The sequence below is a fragment of the Bradyrhizobium sp. RT6a genome, from assembly GCF_040547675.1.
Taxonomy (GTDB): Bacteria; Pseudomonadota; Alphaproteobacteria; order Rhizobiales; family Xanthobacteraceae; genus Bradyrhizobium.
In genome coordinates this window covers 19,871-38,913 of record NZ_JBEPQC010000012.1, presented here as the reverse complement: position 1 = coordinate 38,913, position 19,043 = coordinate 19,871, and the positions used below count along the sequence as shown (strand labels likewise).

The following is a 19,043-nucleotide window of genomic DNA, read 5'->3' as shown; positions in this document are numbered from 1 at the left end:
TAATCAGGTCATGCTATCTCTGGGTATCAGTAGACGGCATCGGACAATCACCCGAGAGCTGGCAAGGACAATCACCCTATCGCACAGCTTTTTCGGTACTGCGCACCTGAGCACGGTGATTGCGAACCGGTAATCGAAATCGCCGGAAGTGTCCTCCTTTGGTCGGAGAGGCATTACGTGTTTGTCACTTGGAAAATGGCCGCGATCCGGCCTAATCCGGCCGGTATGCGCTTCTACTTTCATATCGTCGACAAATACGGTCTCTCGCCCGATGGGACCGGATGCGAGCTCGCCAATCAAGATGCAGCGTCCCTGCATGCCCGATGCATAGCAGCTGAACTCGCGAAGGCGGGCGAGTTCTGCCGTTTCAGCGTCGTGCTTTTGGCGACCGCTTCCGGGCCATCATCCAGTCCCGGTCAAATCGCGACTGCCCCTCCCCCAAAACCTTGAGGGCGATGCCCAGCCTTATAGTACGTCAATTTCCTGCCCTCGCTCCCTACAGAGAATCCCGGATGTGCGAAGGGGAAAGCCACGTCTAAGGTCCTCTCCAATGCGGCGGGCATCAATGCCCGTCGCATCCCGGATTGGAAGGCCATCCCGTCATGGCTCCCCCGCCGAATGCGGCCGACCAGAAACTCTCGCGGAATGCTCTCATCGCGCTCGTGATCGGCTCGATGGTGGGGTCCGGCATTTTCGCACTACCTGCGGCGTTCGGACGAGCCACGGGCGCGCTTGGAGCAATGATTGCCTGGGTTATCGCGGGCAGCGGCATGCTGATGCTGGCTTTCGTGTTCCAGACGTTGTCACACCGCAAGCCCGACCTCGATGCCGGGATCTATGCCTATGCCAGAGCCGGATTTGGCGACTACATCGGCTTTGCTTCAGCCGTCGGGTACTGGATCGGTTGCTGTCTTGCGGACGTCGCCTGTCTCGTCTTGATCAAGGCAACGCTCGGGCAGTTTTTTCCCATGTTCGGCGACGGGACAACTCCGGTGGCGATCGCTTCGGCGTCTGTCCTGCTGTGGGGAGTACACATCTTGCTGCTGCGCGGCATCAAGAGTGCAGCCACGCTCAATACGATTGCGACCTACACAAAGATCATCCCGATTTTGCTGTTCATTGGCACTGCCGTCATTGCTTTTAATGGCGATCTGTTCGGCGTTAATTTCCACGGAGCGGAGCAGTCGGATGCGTCGAGTGTGTCTTCTCAGGTTCGCGGCACGATGCTGCTGACCGTGTTCGTTTTCGTCGGCATTGAAGGCGCGAGCGTCTACTCCCGCTACGCTCGGCGTCGTGCCGACGTCGGGTTCGCAACCCTCGCCGGGTTTCTGACGGTGCTGGGCCTGCTCGTTCTCGTGACGCTCTTGTCCTACGGCGTGTTGCCGAGGGCTGAACTGGCCGATCTTCCGACGCCATCCATGGCTGGCGTGATGGAAGCAATCGTCGGCCGCTGGGGCGGCGTATTCATCAGCCTGGCGCTCCTGATCTCGGTTCTCGGCAACTACCTATCTTGGTCACTGCTGGCGGCCGAGATCCTGCATTCCGCGGCGATCCACCGCACCATGCCTTCCTTTCTTGCCAGGGTGAATGCGCACAAGGTCCCTGCCGGCGCGCTCTGGCTCACAAATTGCGTCATCCAGATCTTTCTGCTGGTCGCCTGGTTTGCGGAGTACGCGTTCACACTCGCGTTGAAGATGACGAGCGCGATGACGCTAATCCCGTATTTCTTTGTCGCGGCGTACGGCTTAAAGCTTGCCTGGTCGGGCGAGACCTACCGCGCGGGCGAGCGCGCTCGCACCACCGACTGGATCCGATCGGCTATAGCAACGATCTATGCAGCTGGCATGATCTACGCAGGCGGACCGAAATTTCTCTTGCTGTCGTCCATCCTGTATGCACCCGGCACTCTGCTGTTCCTGCTTGCGAAACGCGAGCGCAAGGAAGCAATCTTCAAGCCATTCGAAGCTATGCTTTTTGCAGCGATCACGATTGCCGCGTGCGCCGGCGTTTACGCACTCGCAACCGGAGCCATATCGATTTGAATCTTTGTCCCTAGTTGCATGGAGGCGAATATGAGCACACGAGCCATCTGTGGCGCCTTGATCATGTGCGGATCGATGGCGGTCTGCGCCTTTCCAACCGTGTCGCTGGCCCAGTTGACTGAGACCGGCGTGTCTGCCCAAAGCGGCGCCGGCGCGTCGCCACCGGAGAAGGCAGCTCACAGCACCAATACGAACCCGACGAAGCACCGCTACTGGCGTCATCGCGGCGGAAAGCATCCGCACTTTGGCAGCCGGCGCATCCGGACCTAGGTGTCAAGGCGACGGCGATTGAACCGATACCATGAACGAGTCCAGGACAGCACCGGAGAGACTCTGCGAGATCGCTCCACGCGATGAGGCCGCCGTCGTGCCGGAGAACGGCACACGGCGCGGCATTCTCGCAACCGGGCTCGGCCTGGTGGCCGCCTGCGTCTTGCTGTTTCTGGTGTGGCAGACGGTCTCCAGTCTCCTGCTGATCTTTGCAGGCGTGTTGTTCGCCGCGTTTCTGGATGCTTGCGCAAGAGCCCTGGCGGCCGTCCTCCCGCTCAATCGCGCCGCACGGCTGACGCTGGTTCTGTTGCTGTTCTCCGCTCTGTCGGGATTTGGACTGATCTGGGGCGCGGGAAAGCTGCCGGAGCAGACGCGTCTCTTGCTGAAGGTCATGGACAACCAACTCGACATCCTGCAGCAGCATCTTCTGTCATACGGCGTGGATCTGCTCGGTCCGGAATGGGGCCGCGACTTTGCGCAGTGGCTGTTCACGGATCAAGGCCGGTTTCTCAACCATGCTCAGTTCCTGCTTGGCGGAGCGTCGAGCCTTCTGACCAGTGTCCTGGTGGTCCTGTTCCTCGGGATCCTCTTTGGTTTCGACCCAACCAGCCACCGTGAAAGCCTGATCATGCTGGTGAAGCCCTCCCAGCGCCAACGGACGAGAGCGATCATGGACGAGATGGGTAATGTCATGCGGCTGTGGCTCGTCGGGCAGTTCATCCGCGTCATACTCATGACGGTGTTGGTCTGGGCCGCACTCTATCTCATCGGATTGCCCGGACCCTTCGTGCTCGGACTGCAGGCGGGCCTGTCGAATTTCATTCCCTATGTCGGACCAATCGTAGCCGCAATACCGATCGCGCTGGTCGCAATGCCGCTCGGCAGTTCCCTGCTGATCTGGGCCGTCCTCATTTACTCGATCATCCAGTCGGTCGAAGGCTATGTGATCGGTCCGCTGATCCAGCGTCAGGCCGTCGAGATCCCTCCTGCCTGGACGTTGGTCGCCATCGTCCTGCTCGGTGCGCTGTTCGGCGTCCTGGGCATCGCGCTCGCCATGCCCCTGGTGGCGATCGGCCGTGTCGCAATCATCCGATTCTATGTCGAGGACTACCTCGGCGACGAGTTCAAGCAGACGTTCAACAGCGGTGAATCGTGAGTGAGGAGCCTATGAACCAGAGCGGTGCGCCACGGCAGGAGGGTACCGATCCTCCCTCGCCTCAATCGACAATGGCTCGATTCCTGTGGCAGCAGCTTCCTTGTGTCGTGGCGCTGGTGCTTGCCATCGCGGGCGTCGCCTATACCAACGTTTCCCACCAACCTCTCGTCGGCTACTGGGAATTCCTGGCGCTTGCCATCTGCATCGTGTGCGTCGTCACCAAATGGCCGGAAACCCAAGGCAAGGAGGCCCGGCTCCGCTTGATCTGGACCCAGGCGCTGCATTGGGTCGCCGTGCTGGTCACGATGAACATCATTCTGATCTCGGGCGTTCAGCAATTGCTTCCGACCCCGGCGACCGGCCTTGTCCTGCTGACTTTGCTTGCGCTCGGCACGTTCCTCGCTGGCGTCAGCCTTCTATCGCTGCAGATCTCTTTCCTCGGCCTTGCCATGGGCATTGCCGTCCCGGCGATATCCTGGCTGAAGCAGTCCGTCTTTTTCTTCCTGCTGGGCGCAGTGCTGCTGATCGGACTCGGCATCACATTCTGGCTCCGCCAGGACAGCCGACCGAGGAGCGCGCTCTCCGATACCAACAGTCAAGTGGAGGCCTGAATGCGAATGATCCGGTTTATGGCAGTCTTCGGCGCGTCCGCGTTGCTATGCGGCGCAGCCCTGCCGGCGCGCGCCGAAACGTTCAGGGTCGGCCGGCTCCTGTGCTTCAGCAACCCGCGCGTCGGGCTTGTGCTCGGATCGGTGCAGTCGTTGCGCTGCACATTCTTTGCGAGAAATCCGCCGAGGCAGTTCATCTATGAGGGACGAATCCGGCGTGTCGGCCTTGATATCGGCGTGACCAGCGCAGGCACCTTGTCTTGGGCCGTGCTCGCCAAAAACTCGCGGATCGGATCCGCCACCTTGCGCGGCAACTATGTCGGCGCGAGCGGCAGCTTTGCGTTCGGCCCCGGGCTCGGCGCGAACGTCCTGATCGGTGGCTCGCGACGGAGCGTGATGTTGCAACCCCTGTCGATCGAGCGATCGATCGGGATCAACCTAGCGGCTGGCGTCACTAACCTGACGCTGGGTCCGCGCGGCCAGCGATAGCTTGCAAAGGCGATCGAGCACACAATCGCTCCGCTCGGGCCCACGAGAACATTCCCGCCCCATCGCTCAGGGTTTCGTCGGATGTCGACAGCGCGGGTTCGACGCTAGCATCCCAGGCGTGCCGATCATCACGCAGACCAGGAGGATGGGATGACAGTCTATGACGACCGCTCCGACATCGAAGCTTTGGGCGCTCCTCCGCTGTGGGTCTGCGCCCTTCTCGGAATCGTGATGATCGCCGCCGGTTTCGCAGCTCTCAGCGACGTGGCGTTCGCAACCATCATCAGCGTGAAGTTCATCGGACTGACGGCCATCGCGGCCGGCGCGTTCGAGATCATCCATGCATTCTGGACCAAGGGATGGGGTGGGTTCCTGTGGCAGATCCTGCTCGGCGCACTCTACGCCGCGTTCGGCCTTGTGCTGCTTACCCAGCCCGCCTCGGGTGCCTTGATCCTCACCTACCTCCTCGGCGCGGTGCTGTTCGCCTCAGGCGTCATTCGATGCGTGCTGAGCTTCGCCCATTGGCGGCAAAACGGATGGATGATGCTGATCTCGGGCATTTTTGGGCTGCTCGCCGGCGTGCTGATCTTATTCGGCTTTCCGACCATCAGCGTCTGGGCCCTCGGATTTCTGCTTGGCGTCGATCTGATTTCGCACGGCCTCGCCTGGCTGCTTTACGCTCTTCAGGCGGCGCGGCGAACCGCCTAACAAAGGAGAAGAAACATGATGGACACACCGAGCCGTCGGGCTTTCCTTGGCCTTGCTCAGAATGCCGTCGCTGCCGTGGCGATCGGCGCCATCGGCGTTCGTTTCATTGAGGCCGCGGACGCAATGCCTATTGCTCACGATCTCGGCCAGACCAGCGAGCGATCGAATCACCTGACGCAAGCACAATGGGGACCACCCCCTCGCCCAGGCTGGGGTCCGCCGCGATCGCCGCGGCGCCGGCGTCGCTGGGTGTGCTGGTGGCATCGCGGTCGTCGCCGTTGCGGATGGCGGTGGCGCTAACAACGCGTCCTCGCGCAATCCGCGGTCGACAGATGCGCCGCGAAGCCGGCACCAGTCCCAATCAGACGAAGGAGGCAGCCTTGCGCATCACGAATAGATGGGTCGTTGGGACCTTTCTGGCAGCTCTTCTCGTTGCGGCAACCTGGTATTGCGTGGCGGTATGGCAGGCAACGCCGTCCATGCCGCTTTACCGCAACGTCATCCTGGGAGGCGCTGCAATCCTGATGCTGGTCACCGGCTGCGGCCTGATCGCGCTGATGTTCTACAGCCGCCGCAAGGGCTACGACGAACCCGCGCGCAGCAATCGCATGCGGCGGGAGTAGCGAGGCGCCGGTGAAGCACTGACCCGGCTCCAGATCCGTTGCAAGGAGCGGACAATGAACTTTGCTGGCGTCTCGATCAGCCTGCCGGGGGCAACTCTCCTGATGATCATCGCCGGCGGATCGGCCCAAACCCAGTCGACTTCGGCCGCGCCACCCGCGGTCGGCATCGTGGAAGCGGCCAGGCGGCCGATCACCGAGAGCAGTGAATTTCTCGGGCGGATCGAGGCGATCAATCGGGTCAACCTCGTTGCTCGCGTCACTGCATTTCTGGAACGGCGCCTGTTCGAGGAAGGCGCCGAGATCAGCAAAGGCGATGAGCTCTATCGGCTTGAGCGCGGCCCCTTCGAATCGGATCTCGCATCGAAACAGGCGCAGGTGTCCCAGCTTGAGGCCACACTCGAAAATGCCAAGCTGACAACCGAACGCGCGCGGACCTTGCTCGGAGGCCCTGCCGGGCAACAGTCCACCTACGACGCAGCAATCGCGAACCAGCGCAGCCTCGAAGCCCAGGTGCGAGCCGCGCAAGCAGGGGTCCAGGCCTCTCAGATCAATCTCGATTACACAGTGATCAGCGCGCCGATCGCCGGCAAGATCGGACGAACGGCGGTGACGGTGGGCAACGTCGTCAGTCCAAGCTCGGGGGTACTGACCAGCATCGTCAGCCAAGACCCGATGTATGTCACCTTTCCCGTGCCGGTGCGTCAGGGACTGGAGCTGCGCGAACGATACGCGCCGCAAGGCGGTTTGGAAGCCGTGGTCATCAGGCTGCGACTGCCGAACGGGCGAATGTACGGAAAAACCGGCAAGCTGAACTTCGTCGACAATACCATCGCCCAGAGCACTGATACGATCACCGTGCGTGGCGAGATCGCCAATCCGATCCTGCGGGCGCCCTCGGCGGCCGGTGTCTCCGTTCACGAGTTGACCGATGGCGAGTTCGTGACCGTTGTGCTTGAGGGCGTTCAGCCGGTCGAGGTGCTGGTGATCCCTCGCTCGGCCGTGCTCTCCGATCAGCAGGGCAACTATGTTCTCGCTGTCGGCGCCGACAACGAAGCCGAACAGCGTCGCATCCAGCTCGGGCAATCGACCCCGACTGTCGCGGCGGTGATCGCCGGACTTGCGGCCGGCGATAAGGTGATTGTCGAGGGCCTGCAGCGGGTTCGTCCCGGCCAGACCGTGTCGCCAGGACCAGCCAGCGCGCTGATCCTGTCGAGCATGAAAGCCGCCGCAGATGGCACGGCTCCGCAAACGGATCACGGCCCCTCCGGCAAGGCTCGTCCGGCGGATAACAAACCATGATGTCCGCCGTCTTCATCGATCGTCCGCGGCTTTCGATGGTGATCGCATTCATCATCACGATTGCCGGCGCACTGGCGCTGGCGCAAATCCCGGTGGCGCAATTTCCAGACATCGTGCCGCCACAGGTCGCGGTCGCCGGCATCTTCCCTGGCGCGTCCGCCGAGGTTGTAGAGAGCAGTGTCGCCAGGCCGCTGGAGGCGCAGATCATTGGAAGCGACCGCGCACTCTACATGAAATCGACTAGCGCCAATGACGGCAGCTACACACTGACGGTCTCGTTCGCGCTTGGTACCAACCCCGACATCAATACCGTCAACGTCAACAACCGCGTGCAGAGTGCTCTCTCGCAATTGCCCACCGAAGTACAGCAGCAGGGCGTGACGGTGCACAAGCGTTCCTCGTCGATCCTGCAGTTCCTCGTACTCTACAGCGGAAATGGCCAACAGGACCCGCTCTTCATCACCAACTATGCAATCATCAACGTGCTTGATGCGATCGCCAGCACGCCGGGGGTCGGCCAGGCGAACCTGTTCGCGAAGATGAACTACTCGATGCGGATCTGGTTTGACACGCAGCGGCTCACCAGCCTCAATCTCACGCCGTCGGACGTCATTGCCGCGATCCGTACGCAAAGCGTCCAGGCCCCGGTCGGCCGCATCGGCGCGCGCCCGATCAGCGACGACCAGCAGTTCCAGTTCAATGTGCAGACTCTGGGCAGGCTCGCCACAGTCGATCAATTCACCCAAATCGTGCTGCGCGCCAATCCGGACGGTTCATCGCTGCTCGTGGGGGACGTTGCACGTGTCGAAATGGGCGCGCAAAATCTCGACAGTGAAGCGCGGATCGATGGACGTGCGGCCGTGCCGATGGCGATTTATCTGTCGCCGGGTGCCAATGCGGTGACCACCGCACAGGCGGTGACAGCGACGATGCAGCGGCTGTCGCAGCATTTTCCCACCGGGCTGAGCTACCTCGTCCAATACGACTCAACGAGCTTCGCGCGTGCCACCATCGCGGAAGTGTTGCAGACGCTAGGCGAGGCCTTCCTGCTAGTCGTGATCGTGGTGTACCTGTTCCTCGGCAATCTCCGGGCCACCGTGATCCCGGCCGTTGCCGTTCCGGTGAGCCTGATCGGCACCTTCGCCGTGCTGCTGGTGCTCGGATATTCGGCCAACACGGTGTCCCTGCTCGCCATGGTGCTCGCCATCGGCATCGTGGTGGACGACGCTATCGTCGTCGTCGAGAACGTCGAGCGGGTTATGGAGGACGAGCCCTCGCTTTCCCCCGCCGAGGCAAGCAAGAAGGCTATGGCACAGATCATGGCGCCGATTATCGCGATCACGCTGGTACTGCTCTCCGTGTTCGTGCCGATCGCTTTCATTCCCGGCATTTCCGGCACGCTGTTTCGCCAGTTTGCAGTGACAATCAGCGCCGCGATGATGATTTCGGCACTGAATGCGCTGACGCTGTCGCCGGCGCTGTGCGCGCTGTTCCTGCGCCACACCGGGCCGCGGCGTGGCCTGATCGGTCGTGTGCTTGGCGGCATCGACTGGTTGCGGGACGGCTACAGCAGCGGCGTGCGCCGCTTGGTGCGGAAGGCGGGGCTCTCGCTCGTGCTGATTGCCCTATTCGGCGCCGGCATCTTCGGCATGTCGCTGATCACGCCGACGGGTTTCCTGCCCGAGGAAGATCAGGGAGCCTTCTTCACCTCGGTACAACTGCCGGACGGTGCGTCGGTGGCACGAACCAGCGAAGTCACCCAACAGCTCGAACATATCTTGAAGCAGATGCCCGCCGTCGATCACGTCCTTGCCATCATCGGCTTTTCCCTGCTCGACGGCGCATCCGAACCGAACAGCGCGCTGGTGGTCACTCGCCTGAAGCCGTTTGCCGATCGCAAGGCAGCAACAGATTCTGCGCGAGCGCTGATCGGCCAAACCTTCGTCGCTGGCGCGCAGATCCGCCAAGCCAATGTCCTGCCGTTCAATCTGCCGCCGATCATCGGGCTCTCCACCGGCGGTGGTTTCGAATACCAGCTCCAGGCATTGGAAGGACAGAGCCCGGCCGAAATCTCCAGTGTCACGGGTGCGCTGATCGGCGCCGCCAACGCCGACCCACGGCTCACGCGCGTCTTTTCGACCTTCACGGCGACAAATCCGTCGATCTATCTCGACATTGACCGCCGCAGGGCCCAGGCGCTCGGAGTGACAATCAGCGACATCTTTACGGCCCTACAGGCGACGCTCGGCGGCATCTACGTCAACAACTTCAATCGGTTTGGCCGCACCTGGCAGGTCAACGTTCAGGGCGAAGCGCTCGATCGGGCCGATATTTCGGACATCTGGCAAATCTACGTGCGTAACGCCAACGGCCGAATGGTGCCGATCAGATCGCTCGCCGGGATCAAGATCGTGACCGGACCTCAAGTGATCACCCGCTACAACAATTATCGCTCAGTGGCGGTGAACGGTAGCCCGGCGCCCGGTGTCGCCTCAGGTACCGCCCTCACAGCGATGGCCGACGTCTCTCATGCCGTACTGCCTGCGGGCTACGGTTTCGACTGGACCGGCACCGCCTATCAGGAGCAACAGGCCGCCGGCCAGACCGGAATTGTGCTCACGCTTGCCGTGCTGTTCGCGTATTTGTTCCTGGTCGCGCTCTATGAGAGCACGATTATCCCGATCCCGGTCCTGTTGTCGGTCTTGGTCGGCGTGCTCGGCTCCTATGTCGGCATCAAGGTCGCTGGCCTCAATCTCGATCTGTACGGTCAGATCGGGCTCGTGGTGCTGATCGCACTCGCCGCCAAAAACGGCATCCTGATCGTCGAGTTTGCGAAGGAGCAGCGTGAGGCGGGCGTGGCGCTCGAGCAAGCCGCGATCCAGGGCGCACATATGCGTTTCCGCGCAGTGATGATGACTTCCGTTGCCTTCATCCTTGGTCTCCTGCCGCTTGTGATTGCGACCGGCGCCGCCGAGCTCAGCCGCAGGGCCGTCGGCACGGCCGTGTTCGCAGGCATGCTTGCGGCGAGCTCTGTTGGGATCTTCCTGGTGCCGATGCTCTACGTGACGTTTCAGCGCCTGCGCGAGCGGGCAAAGGGGAATTCCAAAGCAACCCGTGGGCCGACATCACCGATCGATGAGACGGTCTAGGCAATGGCAAGCAATCGAAAAGGCTGGCTGATCGCCCTTCTCGGCCGTGGTCCTCGTCGCGGTCGGTTATTTCGACCCAGCCGCTGTCCGCAAAGCGATCAATAGGGCTGAACTTCGAGGCCAGAGTGACCGTTAGGCCCACAAAGCAGGAGGTAACGACATGCTCTCCAAAGTCGTTGTGCGGATGCAAAAAGCCGCGCGCGTGGCGGCCATTCTTGCGTCATGCGCCGCTCTCGGTCCTGGGCTGGCGCAGGAGCGCTCTGCCGTGACGGTTTTTGAGAACGTGCGCATTTTCGACGGGAAAAACCAGACCCTCTCCGCTCCGTCGAATGTCCTCATCCGAGGCAACACAATCGAGCGTATTGCGATCGCTCCCATTCCGGTCGATCGTTCCCCGGACACCCGCACTGTAGCAGGCGGCGGACGCGTGCTGATGCCCGGGCTCAGCGACATGCATTGGCATGCGACGATGGTTCGTCCAGCCCCTGCTCAAATGCTTTCAAGCGACTTGGGTTACACGATGCTGCTCGCGGGCGCGGAAGCCACTGCTACGCTGATGCGCGGGTTCACCACCGTCAGGGACATGGGCGGCCCAGCTTTCGCGCTGAAGCGCGCCATCGATGAGGGGGTCGTTGCAGGCCCTCGCATCTATCCGTCGGGGGCCATCATCACAGTCACCGGCGGCCACGGCGACTTCCGTGAGCTCTGGGAGCTGCCGCAAAGTCTCGGCGGAACGAGCCGCGTCGAGCAGCTTGGTGGAAGCATGATCGCGGATAGTCCCGACGAGGTTCGCAAGCGCACGCGCGAACAGCTCATGCAGGGCGCATCGCAGATCAAGCTGACGGCAGGCGGCGGCGTTGCCTCGCCTTTCAGTCCACTCGATGTGACCACCTTCAGTGAGGCTGAGCTGAGGGCCGCCGTCGAAGCAGCTACCGATTGGGGAACCTATGTGGCGACGCACGCCTATACGCCAAACGCCATTCGACGCTCCGTTGCTGCAGGCGTCAAGGTGATCGAGCATGGTCATTTGATGGATGAGCCGACCGCACGTCTCCTTGCGGAGGAGAAGATCTGGCTGAGCACACAGCCCTTCGTGGACCTTGGCGGCGCAGCCATGCTTCCTGCCGCGCAACAAGCGCAGATGCGCCAAGTGGTTGCGGGCACCGACACCACGTACGGATTTGTCAAAAAATACAAGATCAAGACGGCCTTCGGGACTGATATTCTCTTCTCCAAGGCGTTGGCTGAGTATCAGGGTCAGGGTATCGTGGATCTCACACGTTGGTTCACTCCGGCGGAAGCATTGGCAATGGCGACTTCGGCAAACGGAGAGTTGCTGGCGCTCTCCGGCGCGCGCAACCCCTATCCCGGCAAGCTCGGAGTGGTCGAAGAAGGCGCGTTGGCGGATCTCCTTCTCGTGGACGGCAATCCCCTGGACGACATTCGCCTCATCGCGGATCCGGAGAATAAAATCTTGGTCATCATGAAGGATGGCATCATCTATAAGGACGTTGGTCCGAAATGACCCTCTCCTGACTGGGCGGGATGTTTCGCGCGCGCTGCCGGCTTTGCTCGCACCCGCAATTCACGTCCGCAGGTTCAATTGCCGCTGTGGGCTTCCCGATCACAAGCCCGCATCGGAGAGAGGGGCCAAATGAACATCGTCAAGAGTCCCGCGCAGATTGTCTGGCGGTACGTGGCATCTCTCTCAGGTGTTGGATTGGCGTTGGGAGCATTGTTCTTCGCAGCCGCGCTTACGCCGACGCTCGTCCCAAGAAGCTATTTGATCCAGGGAGTCCTTGCCGGCACCTGCTTTGCGATCGGTTACGAGCTGGGCGTGCTCTGGCGCTGGCTATGGCGCTATCTCGAACTTCCCGAGCCATCGCCACGAATCCGATCGGCGGCCAACGTGGCGGTTGCGGTCGGCTGCTTCGTCACGGTCATCTTGTTTCTCTGGCGGGCGGCGGAATGGCAGAATTCGATCCGTAGCGCCATGAACATGGAGCTGGTTGAAACCGCCCATCCCGCCAAAGTCTCCGTGATCGCGCTCATCACGTTTTTCGCACTGCTTTGGCTGGCGGAATCGTTCAAGCTGGTAACCAGTTTTGTCTCCGGCCGGATCCGGCGGTTCATTCCTAGGAAGATCGCGAACTTCGTCGGCCTTCTCGTGGCCGTCCTGCTGATCTGGTCGACCGCCAACAATCTGCTTATCCGCGCCGCCTTTAGCGCGTTGGATTCTTCGTTCCGGGAATTTGACGCCCTATTTGAACCGGAGCGACCTCAGCCGGGCGAAGCCACCAGAACGGGGAGTGCAGCGTCGCTGGTGAAATGGAATGAGCTCGGCCGTGCCGGACGGGAGTTCGTGGCTTCCGGACCGACCGCCGCGCAGATCGCCGCATTCACCGGCCGTCCCGCCCGGGATCCGCTCCGCGTCTACGTGGGATTGCGCGGCGCAGACACCGCGCGTGGGCGCGCGGAATTGGCGCTTGGCGAGCTCAAGCGCCAGGGAGGCTTTGAGCGGTCCGTGCTCATCGTCGTTACTCCGACGGGAACCGGCTGGATCGACCCGGCTGCAATGGATACGATCGAGTATCTCGCCGATGGCGACGTTGCCAGCGTTGCCGTGCAGTATTCCTATCTCAACAGTCCCTTGTCCCTGCTGTTTCAACCGGAATACGGCGCGGAAGCCGCACGCGCCCTGTTTGCCGTGATTTATGGGCACTGGACGACGCTGCCGAAGGAACGCCGGCCAAGATTATATCTGCATGGCCTTAGCCTCGGCGCCATGAACTCGCAAGACTCCGCTGAGTTGTTCGAGACGATCGGCGATCCGATCGCTGGAGCTCTCTGGAGCGGCTCACCTTTTACGAGCCGGATCTGGCGCTCGATCACCGCGAACCGCAATGCCGCCTCTCCTGCCTGGCTGCCGGAATTTCGTGACGGCCGCTTCGTGCGGTTTATGAACCAGAACGGGCCGACGGTCGCCCCCAGTACGCCGTGGGGGCCGATGCGCGTCGTCTTCCTTCAATATGCAAGTGACCCGATCGTGTTCTTTGACTATCACTATGCCTACCAGCGCCCGACCTGGATCAATGCACCGCGGGGGCCGGACGTTTCGGCGGAACTGCGATGGTATCCGGTCGTGACTATGCTGCAGATCGCCGTTGATATGGCGGTCGCAACGGGCACGCCACTCGGTTATGGCCATGTCTACGCGCCAGAACACTATGTCGATGCATGGGTTGCCCTGGCCGATCTCCGAAATTGGTCGGCCGAGGCACTTGGAAGACTTAAGATTCATCTCGGAAGGGCGGCGAACGACTCTGCCGGCGCCAGCGGCGACAATCCCTACTTCGACAGGGGAGGATAATGGCCGCTCGCGTTGCGCTCTGTTGGCCGTGGGCTAAAGAAGACCGTTTGAAGAATCAGATGCTCAAACGGCCTTGGTGGCTAAGGCATTGATTTGGTGGGCGCACCAGGGCTCGAACCTGGGACCCGCTGATTAAGAGTTCAAAACCGGCGCCCCTCTCCAACATTTCTGAATGTGCGCCACACTACGACAATGTCCAAGAAGGCCTTTTATTTATAGGGACTAACACCTCGGCTCGCCAAAACCGTTTGAAAACCGTTTTAGCAGTTCTCGTCCGCCCTCATGACCGACATCCGCATTGCTCTCAGCGACAAGGCCATCGCTCAGTTACCAGCTCCAGAAGATGGATGGTATTTGGCTCGGGACACCGAGTTGAAAGGTTTCTTCGTGGTCGTCGGGAAGCGAAAAAGGACCTTCACTGTTCACGGTGATCTTAGGCAGCGAGGAAGGCGGGCGTCATCCATCAGAGGGTCCATTGGAGATGCCAGCGAGTTGACCACCCGAGCGGCCCGCGCGATTGCCAAAGAATATCTTGCTCAGATCAGCAAAGCGCAGCACCCAAAAGCGAGGCAAGACTCAAGGGCCGAACAAGGCGAGACCGATAGGAATGTTGCTATAGCGGTCACGTATCCGACTGAGACAGCGATCGACGTCCCCCGGATCGTTCACATCATGAAGAGACGGGGTTCGAGTCGGAGACCGCCACATTGCTAAACCCAATACTGTGGAGGCGCTGTTTTACTTACCGAAGGCAGCTCAAAGCGTCATCCGATGTTGAGGATCGGGGGTGCCAAATAAGATGAAATCCGAGAAGCACGAAAAGGTCCTCAATCTGCGCCCACGTTGAACGACAGCAATAATCCGGCACTAAGACGTAGTTTGCCAACACGCTCTCGGGATGGACCTTCAGCGAGCTGCTCTCGCAACTCGAAGGTCGGCGCGAAGTTCGTCGGCCTTGACTCGAAGCTCCGCCTGCACCTCCCCCGCTTTGCCATCGAGAAAGGTGAGCGTAGCTTCCATTTCGTCGAGCCGCTCCTTAGCCCAGGACTGAAAGTTCGCTTGCGTGCTCATCGCTCGTCTCCATCGGTTTCATCGATGCGATCAGCGTACGCACCCTGCGCCTGCTCCACCTTGACCAGGATCAACTAGCCTCGCCGCTCCGCGTCCATTGCCCCGCACCGGCGCGAGGCGCCGGTTCGCAAACGCAGCGCCGATGCAGGGTCTGAGCGGTTTCGGAGCCAAATGCCGTACCTTGCTTCCTACCCGTTTCGTTGAGCGGTCCAATATCCCGAGCAGCGCGCGCCTGCTGCGTGGCCACTCCAGCTCCCGCGGCCGGCGTCTCGCGTCAGCCTCCCGGAGCCTGCCGCATATTTGTCGTGGACCGTAACCGAGGCGTGAACCGCGCCCGAACGTCCGACGTGGCCGGCAAACTTCACCAGATTGGGATGCGTGACGAAGCCGTCGTTTATGTTCACGGTAAAGCTGTAGGTCGGATCACAGCTGCCGCGCTGCGTGACGAAAAGTAGATTCCAGGATCCATCGTAAGAGGTTCGGGCCTCGGCGGCCGTCGCCATGGTAAGGCACGCAAAGCCGACGACACTCGCGATTAATCGCTTGTTCATGATCTTCTCTCCACATGATTTGTTGATGTTGGTACTAAGGGGTCATAGGTCGGAGCACCGGCGCTTGATCAAACGCAGGTGTTCGCGAGCAATTCTTCGCGAACCCCCTCTCGGTCTCTGACGTTTTTCTGGGGCTATGCGGCCGTCCAGCCGCCGTCGACGGAAAGGTTGGCGCCGGTGATCTGGGCGGCGTCCTGGCTGCACAGGAACAGCGCCAGCGAAGCTACCTGTTCCACCGTGACGAATTCCTTCGTCGGCTGGGCCGCGAGCAGAACCTCGCTGATCACCTCATCCCTCATCATGTTGCGCGCCACCATCGTGTTCGGGATCTGCTTCTCCACGAGCGGTGTCCAGACATATCCGGGGCTGATGCAGTTGCAGGTGATCTTGGACCGGGCGAGCTCCAGCGCCACCGTCTTGGTGAGTCCGACGATGCCGTGCTTGGCGGCGACGTAGGCCGACTTGAAGGGCGAAGCGACGATCGAATGCGCCGAGGCCGTGGTGATGATCCGGCCCCAGCCGCGCTTCTTCATGCCGGGCACGGCTGCACGGATGGCGTGGAAGGCGGACGACAGGTTGATCCCGATGATCGCATTCCACTTGTCGACCGGAAACTCCTCGACAGGGGCGACGTGCTGGACGCCGGCATTGTTCACGAGGACATCGACGCTGCCGAAGGTGCTTTCCGCCAGCGCGATGAGCTCGGCGATCTGGTCCGGGCTGTCCATGTCCGCAGCCGAATAGACCGCCTTGACGCCAAATTCCCTCTCGATCGCCGAGCGCTCGTTCTCGACATCCGCCCGCGCCCCCATTCCATTGAGCACGACGTTGGCCCCGGCGCCAGCGAAAGCACGAGCATAGCCTAGACCGATGCCGCTGGTTGAGCCGGTCACGACTGCGACTTTACCTTTCAGTATACTCATTTGGTCTTTCCTTCTTGTGAGGTGCTGCGGCTCCTCGCCGCGGTGTTGCCGGACCTACGCAGCCCGTCGAGACCGTCACTCAGGTGACAAGGGCTCGCTCGTAGCTCCCGACCGGACGTCGGACCGGCTGCTGCAGATAATCGTGAACGACCTTGCCCAATCCCAGCGTAAGGTCTGCGCGGATGTGAACCGCGGACACGATCTCGAGCACCGGCAAATCGGACACCGGAGCGAGGGCATGGGGCGTCAAGGAGAGAGCGGCGGGTCCGGTCCACGCGCCTTTCAAGACAAGCTGCTCGAGGTGATATTCGACGAGCTCGCAGATCCGCGGAGTGCCGTCGACGTGCGGAATGATCTTGAGCAGGAAGTTCGGCTCCTGCAGCGCGGCCTTCACCTGCGCCACGTCGGCTTCGCGGTGCTTGTATCCCATCGTGCCGGTCGCTACCCGCAGCGGACCGTAATCCAGCGTACCGATCAGCGTATCGAGCTCGGTCCGCAACGTTGGCTGGCCGAGCTTTTTCGGAAAGCCCCAGAGCTCCCGGCCGCCCGCGATCGGTCCCTCATCGTTCAGGAACATGCAGTGGGTGTAGGCGCCCTTGCGACCGCGGAACGACACGGGGATGACTTGGCCGCTCTCGGCATAGTCGCCGAAACCGTTGGAATCCGGCATGCGGATGAATTCGTACTTGACCAGCGCTTCGCGTTCATCGAGCTCAAGCGGAGCCGGAACGACCGATCGCAGCTTCGCCGGATCGGTGCGATAGGTGATGATCAGGTATTCGCGGTCGACGAAACGATACGGTCCCGGCGGATAGGCCGGATTCGTCAGCGGCATGGCGAACGCACGCCTCACGACTTCACTCTCGCGCATTTGAATTGTCCTGTGATTGGGAAGAGCCGGCCTATTCGCGACCGTCGTGCTCAAGATCGAACGTGGAGACGCCGTCCGCACTCGTCGGGCGCGCCAGCACCTCGGGATGCCGAAGGGTGCGCAAGGCGTCGTGATAGCCGGCGCGCCAATGATCCTGCATCGACAGACGGGAAAACTCGTAGTCCTTGGAGTGGCCTTCGTAGTCCCGCGCGCGATAGATCAGGTGGACCAGGCTGTGCACGTTGTTGGAGGCAGCGGTCCTGAGCAGTTTGACGTCCTCCTGATCGCGCAGGTCTTCCGGCAGCCTGCTCAAGAGAGCCGCCAGGTCTCGCTGCAACCGGTGCAGGCTCTTGAACTGGTCCGTGCTCGCCCGCGTGCGACTGGAGTATTGGATCTCCTTCTGACGAGTGATCACTTCCGCCATGTTGCCCGGGATCTGGCCGCGCGCGCTCCAGAGGTCGACCTGAAACACAAGCGTGTCCTGACGGGCGCCGCACTCGATCACCCACTGCAACGGAGTGTTGGATACGAGGCCGCCATCCCAATATTGTTCGCCATCGATTTCGACCGCTGGAAACCCCGGTGGCAGCGCCCCGCTCGCCAGGATGTGCTCCGGCCGGATGGTATGGGTGGCAGTGTCGAAATAGACCATATTGCCGGTCCTCACGTTCACGGCCCCTGCGCTGAACCGCGTCAGACCGGCGTTGATGCGGTCGAAATCCACGAGACGCTCCAGCGTCGTCTTCAGCGCGCTGGTGTCGTAGATGCTGGTGGCGGCAAGCGTTCCACCCGCTTGAGGCCACGGCGCGAACGGCCGCGCGGAAAAGAATCCGTTCGCCCCGAACACTGCAGCAAAGCCCGCATTCACCTGATTGAGAAAATTGCGAGTGTGATCGCCGGTCATCAGATCGGTGAACGGCGCGTCCAGCGTCACCTGCGTCCAAAACTCGCGAAGCCGATCGACCCGAACGTTCGGCGGATTGCCGGCGATGATCGCGGCATTGATCGCCCCGATCGAAATGCCCGCGATCCAGTCGGGATGGATATCGGCTTCGGCCAAGGCCTCATAGACGCCTCCCTGGTAGGCCCCCAAGGCGCCGCCGCCCTGCAGCAGCAGGGCGATGCAATCGAACGGCAGACGCCGGTCGGCGGTCGCGAGATTTTGTCGAGGCTGAAAGTTCATGGTTCTTGCCCTTGATGTTCGGTTGTTCAAGCCGGCGGCTCGTTCCGCCGGCCGGCCCGCATAGCCAATCATTTAACGAACTATACGGTATAGTTTATTAAATGGTCAAGACACTCGCGTTCACATGCGCGTGCTGGAGCTGATGGGTGCGGAGTCGTCAGCCACGCCGATCTGTTCGGCGGGCCGACGCGACCCCAAAGGACGGACTTTCGTGGTCGTCAGTCGCAGACCAGAACGCGACGGTGGCGCGTGTAGGTGTAGTAGCAGTCGCTGTCGGACGAGTAGCCGCGTCCGTACGCGTAACCCGCAGCGGCTCCCGCGTAAGCGCTCGCCGCATACGCACCGCGATAGCCGTACCGCGATCCATCGTAACGGCCATAGCCCCCGAAGCGGCCGTAGCCGGCCGATGCGGCACGGGTGGCGTTCGCCGGTCCGCCCTTTCCGACGCCGGCAAGATCGCCGCGCGGCGCAGGTCCGGCACCGAGACGAGGCGCCCCGCCGGCGAGGCCGGCACGCGGCGCAACGCCGGGTCCCATCGGAGGACGAGCCGCAAAGGCCGGAAGGCCCCCGGCTGCGAGCGGCGGCGGACCGCCGGCTGCAATCGGCGGAGGTCCCGCCATCGGGGGCGGCGGCGGAAACTGCGCGAACGCGGCGTGCGGCGACAGCGTCATTATTGCAAGCGCCGCGGTGAGCGACAGCATCAGTGTCTTTCGTGTCATGTTTTTTTGCT

19 protein-coding genes are annotated in these 19,043 nt (G+C 61.7%); 13 read left to right on the top strand and 6 right to left on the bottom strand.

Going from position 1 to position 19,043, the window contains the following annotated elements; all coding sequences use genetic code 11:
- The first annotated feature begins 195 nt into the window (after positions 1 to 195).
- From ABIC03_RS39330 to ABIC03_RS36410, 13 genes are all read left to right on the top strand, one after another.
- Positions 196 to 450 (top strand): DUF6894 family protein, encoded by a 255-nt coding sequence (locus ABIC03_RS39330; protein WP_502916921.1) that lies wholly within the window; start codon positions 196 to 198, stop codon positions 448 to 450.
- A 152-nt stretch (positions 451 to 602) separates the two neighbouring features.
- Positions 603 to 2,042 (top strand): basic amino acid/polyamine antiporter, encoded by a 1,440-nt coding sequence (locus tag ABIC03_RS36465; RefSeq protein ID WP_354065419.1) that lies wholly within the window; start codon positions 603 to 605, stop codon positions 2,040 to 2,042.
- A 30-nt stretch (positions 2,043 to 2,072) separates the two neighbouring features.
- Positions 2,073 to 2,312, top strand: coding sequence for a hypothetical protein (locus ABIC03_RS36460; RefSeq protein WP_354065417.1), 240 nt, complete (start codon positions 2,073 to 2,075; stop codon positions 2,310 to 2,312).
- Positions 2,313 to 2,343: 31 nt separating this feature from the next.
- The gene (locus tag ABIC03_RS36455; RefSeq protein ID WP_354065415.1) at positions 2,344 to 3,468 is read left to right on the top strand and encodes an AI-2E family transporter; all 1,125 of its coding nucleotides are present in this window, start codon (positions 2,344 to 2,346) and stop codon (positions 3,466 to 3,468) included.
- Between the two features lie 107 nt (positions 3,469 to 3,575).
- Positions 3,576 to 4,079: a hypothetical protein gene (locus ABIC03_RS36450; protein ID WP_502917358.1), complete on the top strand. Its 504-nt coding sequence runs from the start codon at positions 3,576 to 3,578 to the stop codon at positions 4,077 to 4,079.
- The gene (locus ABIC03_RS36445; RefSeq protein ID WP_275173349.1) at positions 4,080 to 4,565 is read left to right on the top strand and encodes a DUF992 domain-containing protein; all 486 of its coding nucleotides are present in this window, start codon (positions 4,080 to 4,082) and stop codon (positions 4,563 to 4,565) included.
- Between the two features lie 150 nt (positions 4,566 to 4,715).
- Positions 4,716 to 5,273, top strand: a complete 558-nt coding sequence (locus tag ABIC03_RS36440) for an HdeD family acid-resistance protein (protein ID WP_354065411.1) — start codon at positions 4,716 to 4,718, stop codon at positions 5,271 to 5,273.
- Between the two features lie 332 nt (positions 5,274 to 5,605).
- On the top strand, positions 5,606 to 5,896 hold the full coding sequence (locus ABIC03_RS36435) for a hypothetical protein (protein ID WP_275173353.1): 291 nt from the start codon (positions 5,606 to 5,608) through the stop codon (positions 5,894 to 5,896).
- Between the two features lie 54 nt (positions 5,897 to 5,950).
- Positions 5,951 to 7,195: an efflux RND transporter periplasmic adaptor subunit gene (locus ABIC03_RS36430; RefSeq protein ID WP_354065408.1), complete on the top strand. Its 1,245-nt coding sequence runs from the start codon at positions 5,951 to 5,953 to the stop codon at positions 7,193 to 7,195.
- Positions 7,192 to 10,344: an efflux RND transporter permease subunit gene (locus tag ABIC03_RS36425; RefSeq protein WP_354065406.1), complete on the top strand. Its 3,153-nt coding sequence runs from the start codon at positions 7,192 to 7,194 to the stop codon at positions 10,342 to 10,344. Before ABIC03_RS36430 ends, ABIC03_RS36425 begins: the two co-directional genes overlap by 4 nt.
- 160 nt (positions 10,345 to 10,504) lie before the next feature.
- The gene (locus ABIC03_RS36420; protein WP_354065404.1) at positions 10,505 to 11,869 is read left to right on the top strand and encodes a metal-dependent hydrolase family protein; all 1,365 of its coding nucleotides are present in this window, start codon (positions 10,505 to 10,507) and stop codon (positions 11,867 to 11,869) included.
- A 129-nt stretch (positions 11,870 to 11,998) separates the two neighbouring features.
- On the top strand, positions 11,999 to 13,714 hold the full coding sequence (locus tag ABIC03_RS36415) for an alpha/beta hydrolase (protein WP_354065402.1): 1,716 nt from the start codon (positions 11,999 to 12,001) through the stop codon (positions 13,712 to 13,714).
- 282 nt (positions 13,715 to 13,996) lie between these two features.
- Positions 13,997 to 14,428: an integrase arm-type DNA-binding domain-containing protein gene (locus ABIC03_RS36410; protein WP_354065400.1), complete on the top strand. Its 432-nt coding sequence runs from the start codon at positions 13,997 to 13,999 to the stop codon at positions 14,426 to 14,428.
- A gap of 192 nt (positions 14,429 to 14,620) precedes the next feature.
- Here the strand turns inward: ABIC03_RS36410 and ABIC03_RS36405 are convergent, their stop codons facing one another.
- From ABIC03_RS36405 to ABIC03_RS36380, 6 genes are all read right to left on the bottom strand, one after another.
- Positions 14,621 to 14,785: a hypothetical protein gene (locus ABIC03_RS36405; RefSeq protein ID WP_354065398.1), complete on the bottom strand. Its 165-nt coding sequence runs from the start codon at positions 14,783 to 14,785 to the stop codon at positions 14,621 to 14,623.
- Between the two features lie 188 nt (positions 14,786 to 14,973).
- Complete coding sequence (locus tag ABIC03_RS36400; RefSeq protein ID WP_085401384.1) at positions 14,974 to 15,336, bottom strand: hypothetical protein; 363 nt, start codon at positions 15,334 to 15,336, stop codon at positions 14,974 to 14,976.
- Positions 15,337 to 15,470: 134 nt separating this feature from the next.
- Positions 15,471 to 16,259, bottom strand: a complete 789-nt coding sequence (locus ABIC03_RS36395) for a 3-hydroxybutyrate dehydrogenase (protein WP_354065396.1) — start codon at positions 16,257 to 16,259, stop codon at positions 15,471 to 15,473.
- Between the two features lie 79 nt (positions 16,260 to 16,338).
- A complete protein-coding gene (locus ABIC03_RS36390) occupies positions 16,339 to 17,130 on the bottom strand; it encodes an acetoacetate decarboxylase (protein WP_354065394.1) in 792 nt (263 codons plus the stop codon).
- Positions 17,131 to 17,161: 31 nt separating this feature from the next.
- A complete protein-coding gene (locus ABIC03_RS36385; RefSeq protein WP_354065392.1) occupies positions 17,162 to 18,313 on the bottom strand; it encodes a DUF3734 domain-containing protein in 1,152 nt (383 codons plus the stop codon).
- Positions 18,314 to 18,531: 218 nt separating this feature from the next.
- Positions 18,532 to 19,032, bottom strand: coding sequence for a hypothetical protein (locus tag ABIC03_RS36380; RefSeq protein ID WP_354065390.1), 501 nt, complete (start codon positions 19,030 to 19,032; stop codon positions 18,532 to 18,534).
- Between the last annotated feature and the right edge of the window lie 11 nt (positions 19,033 to 19,043).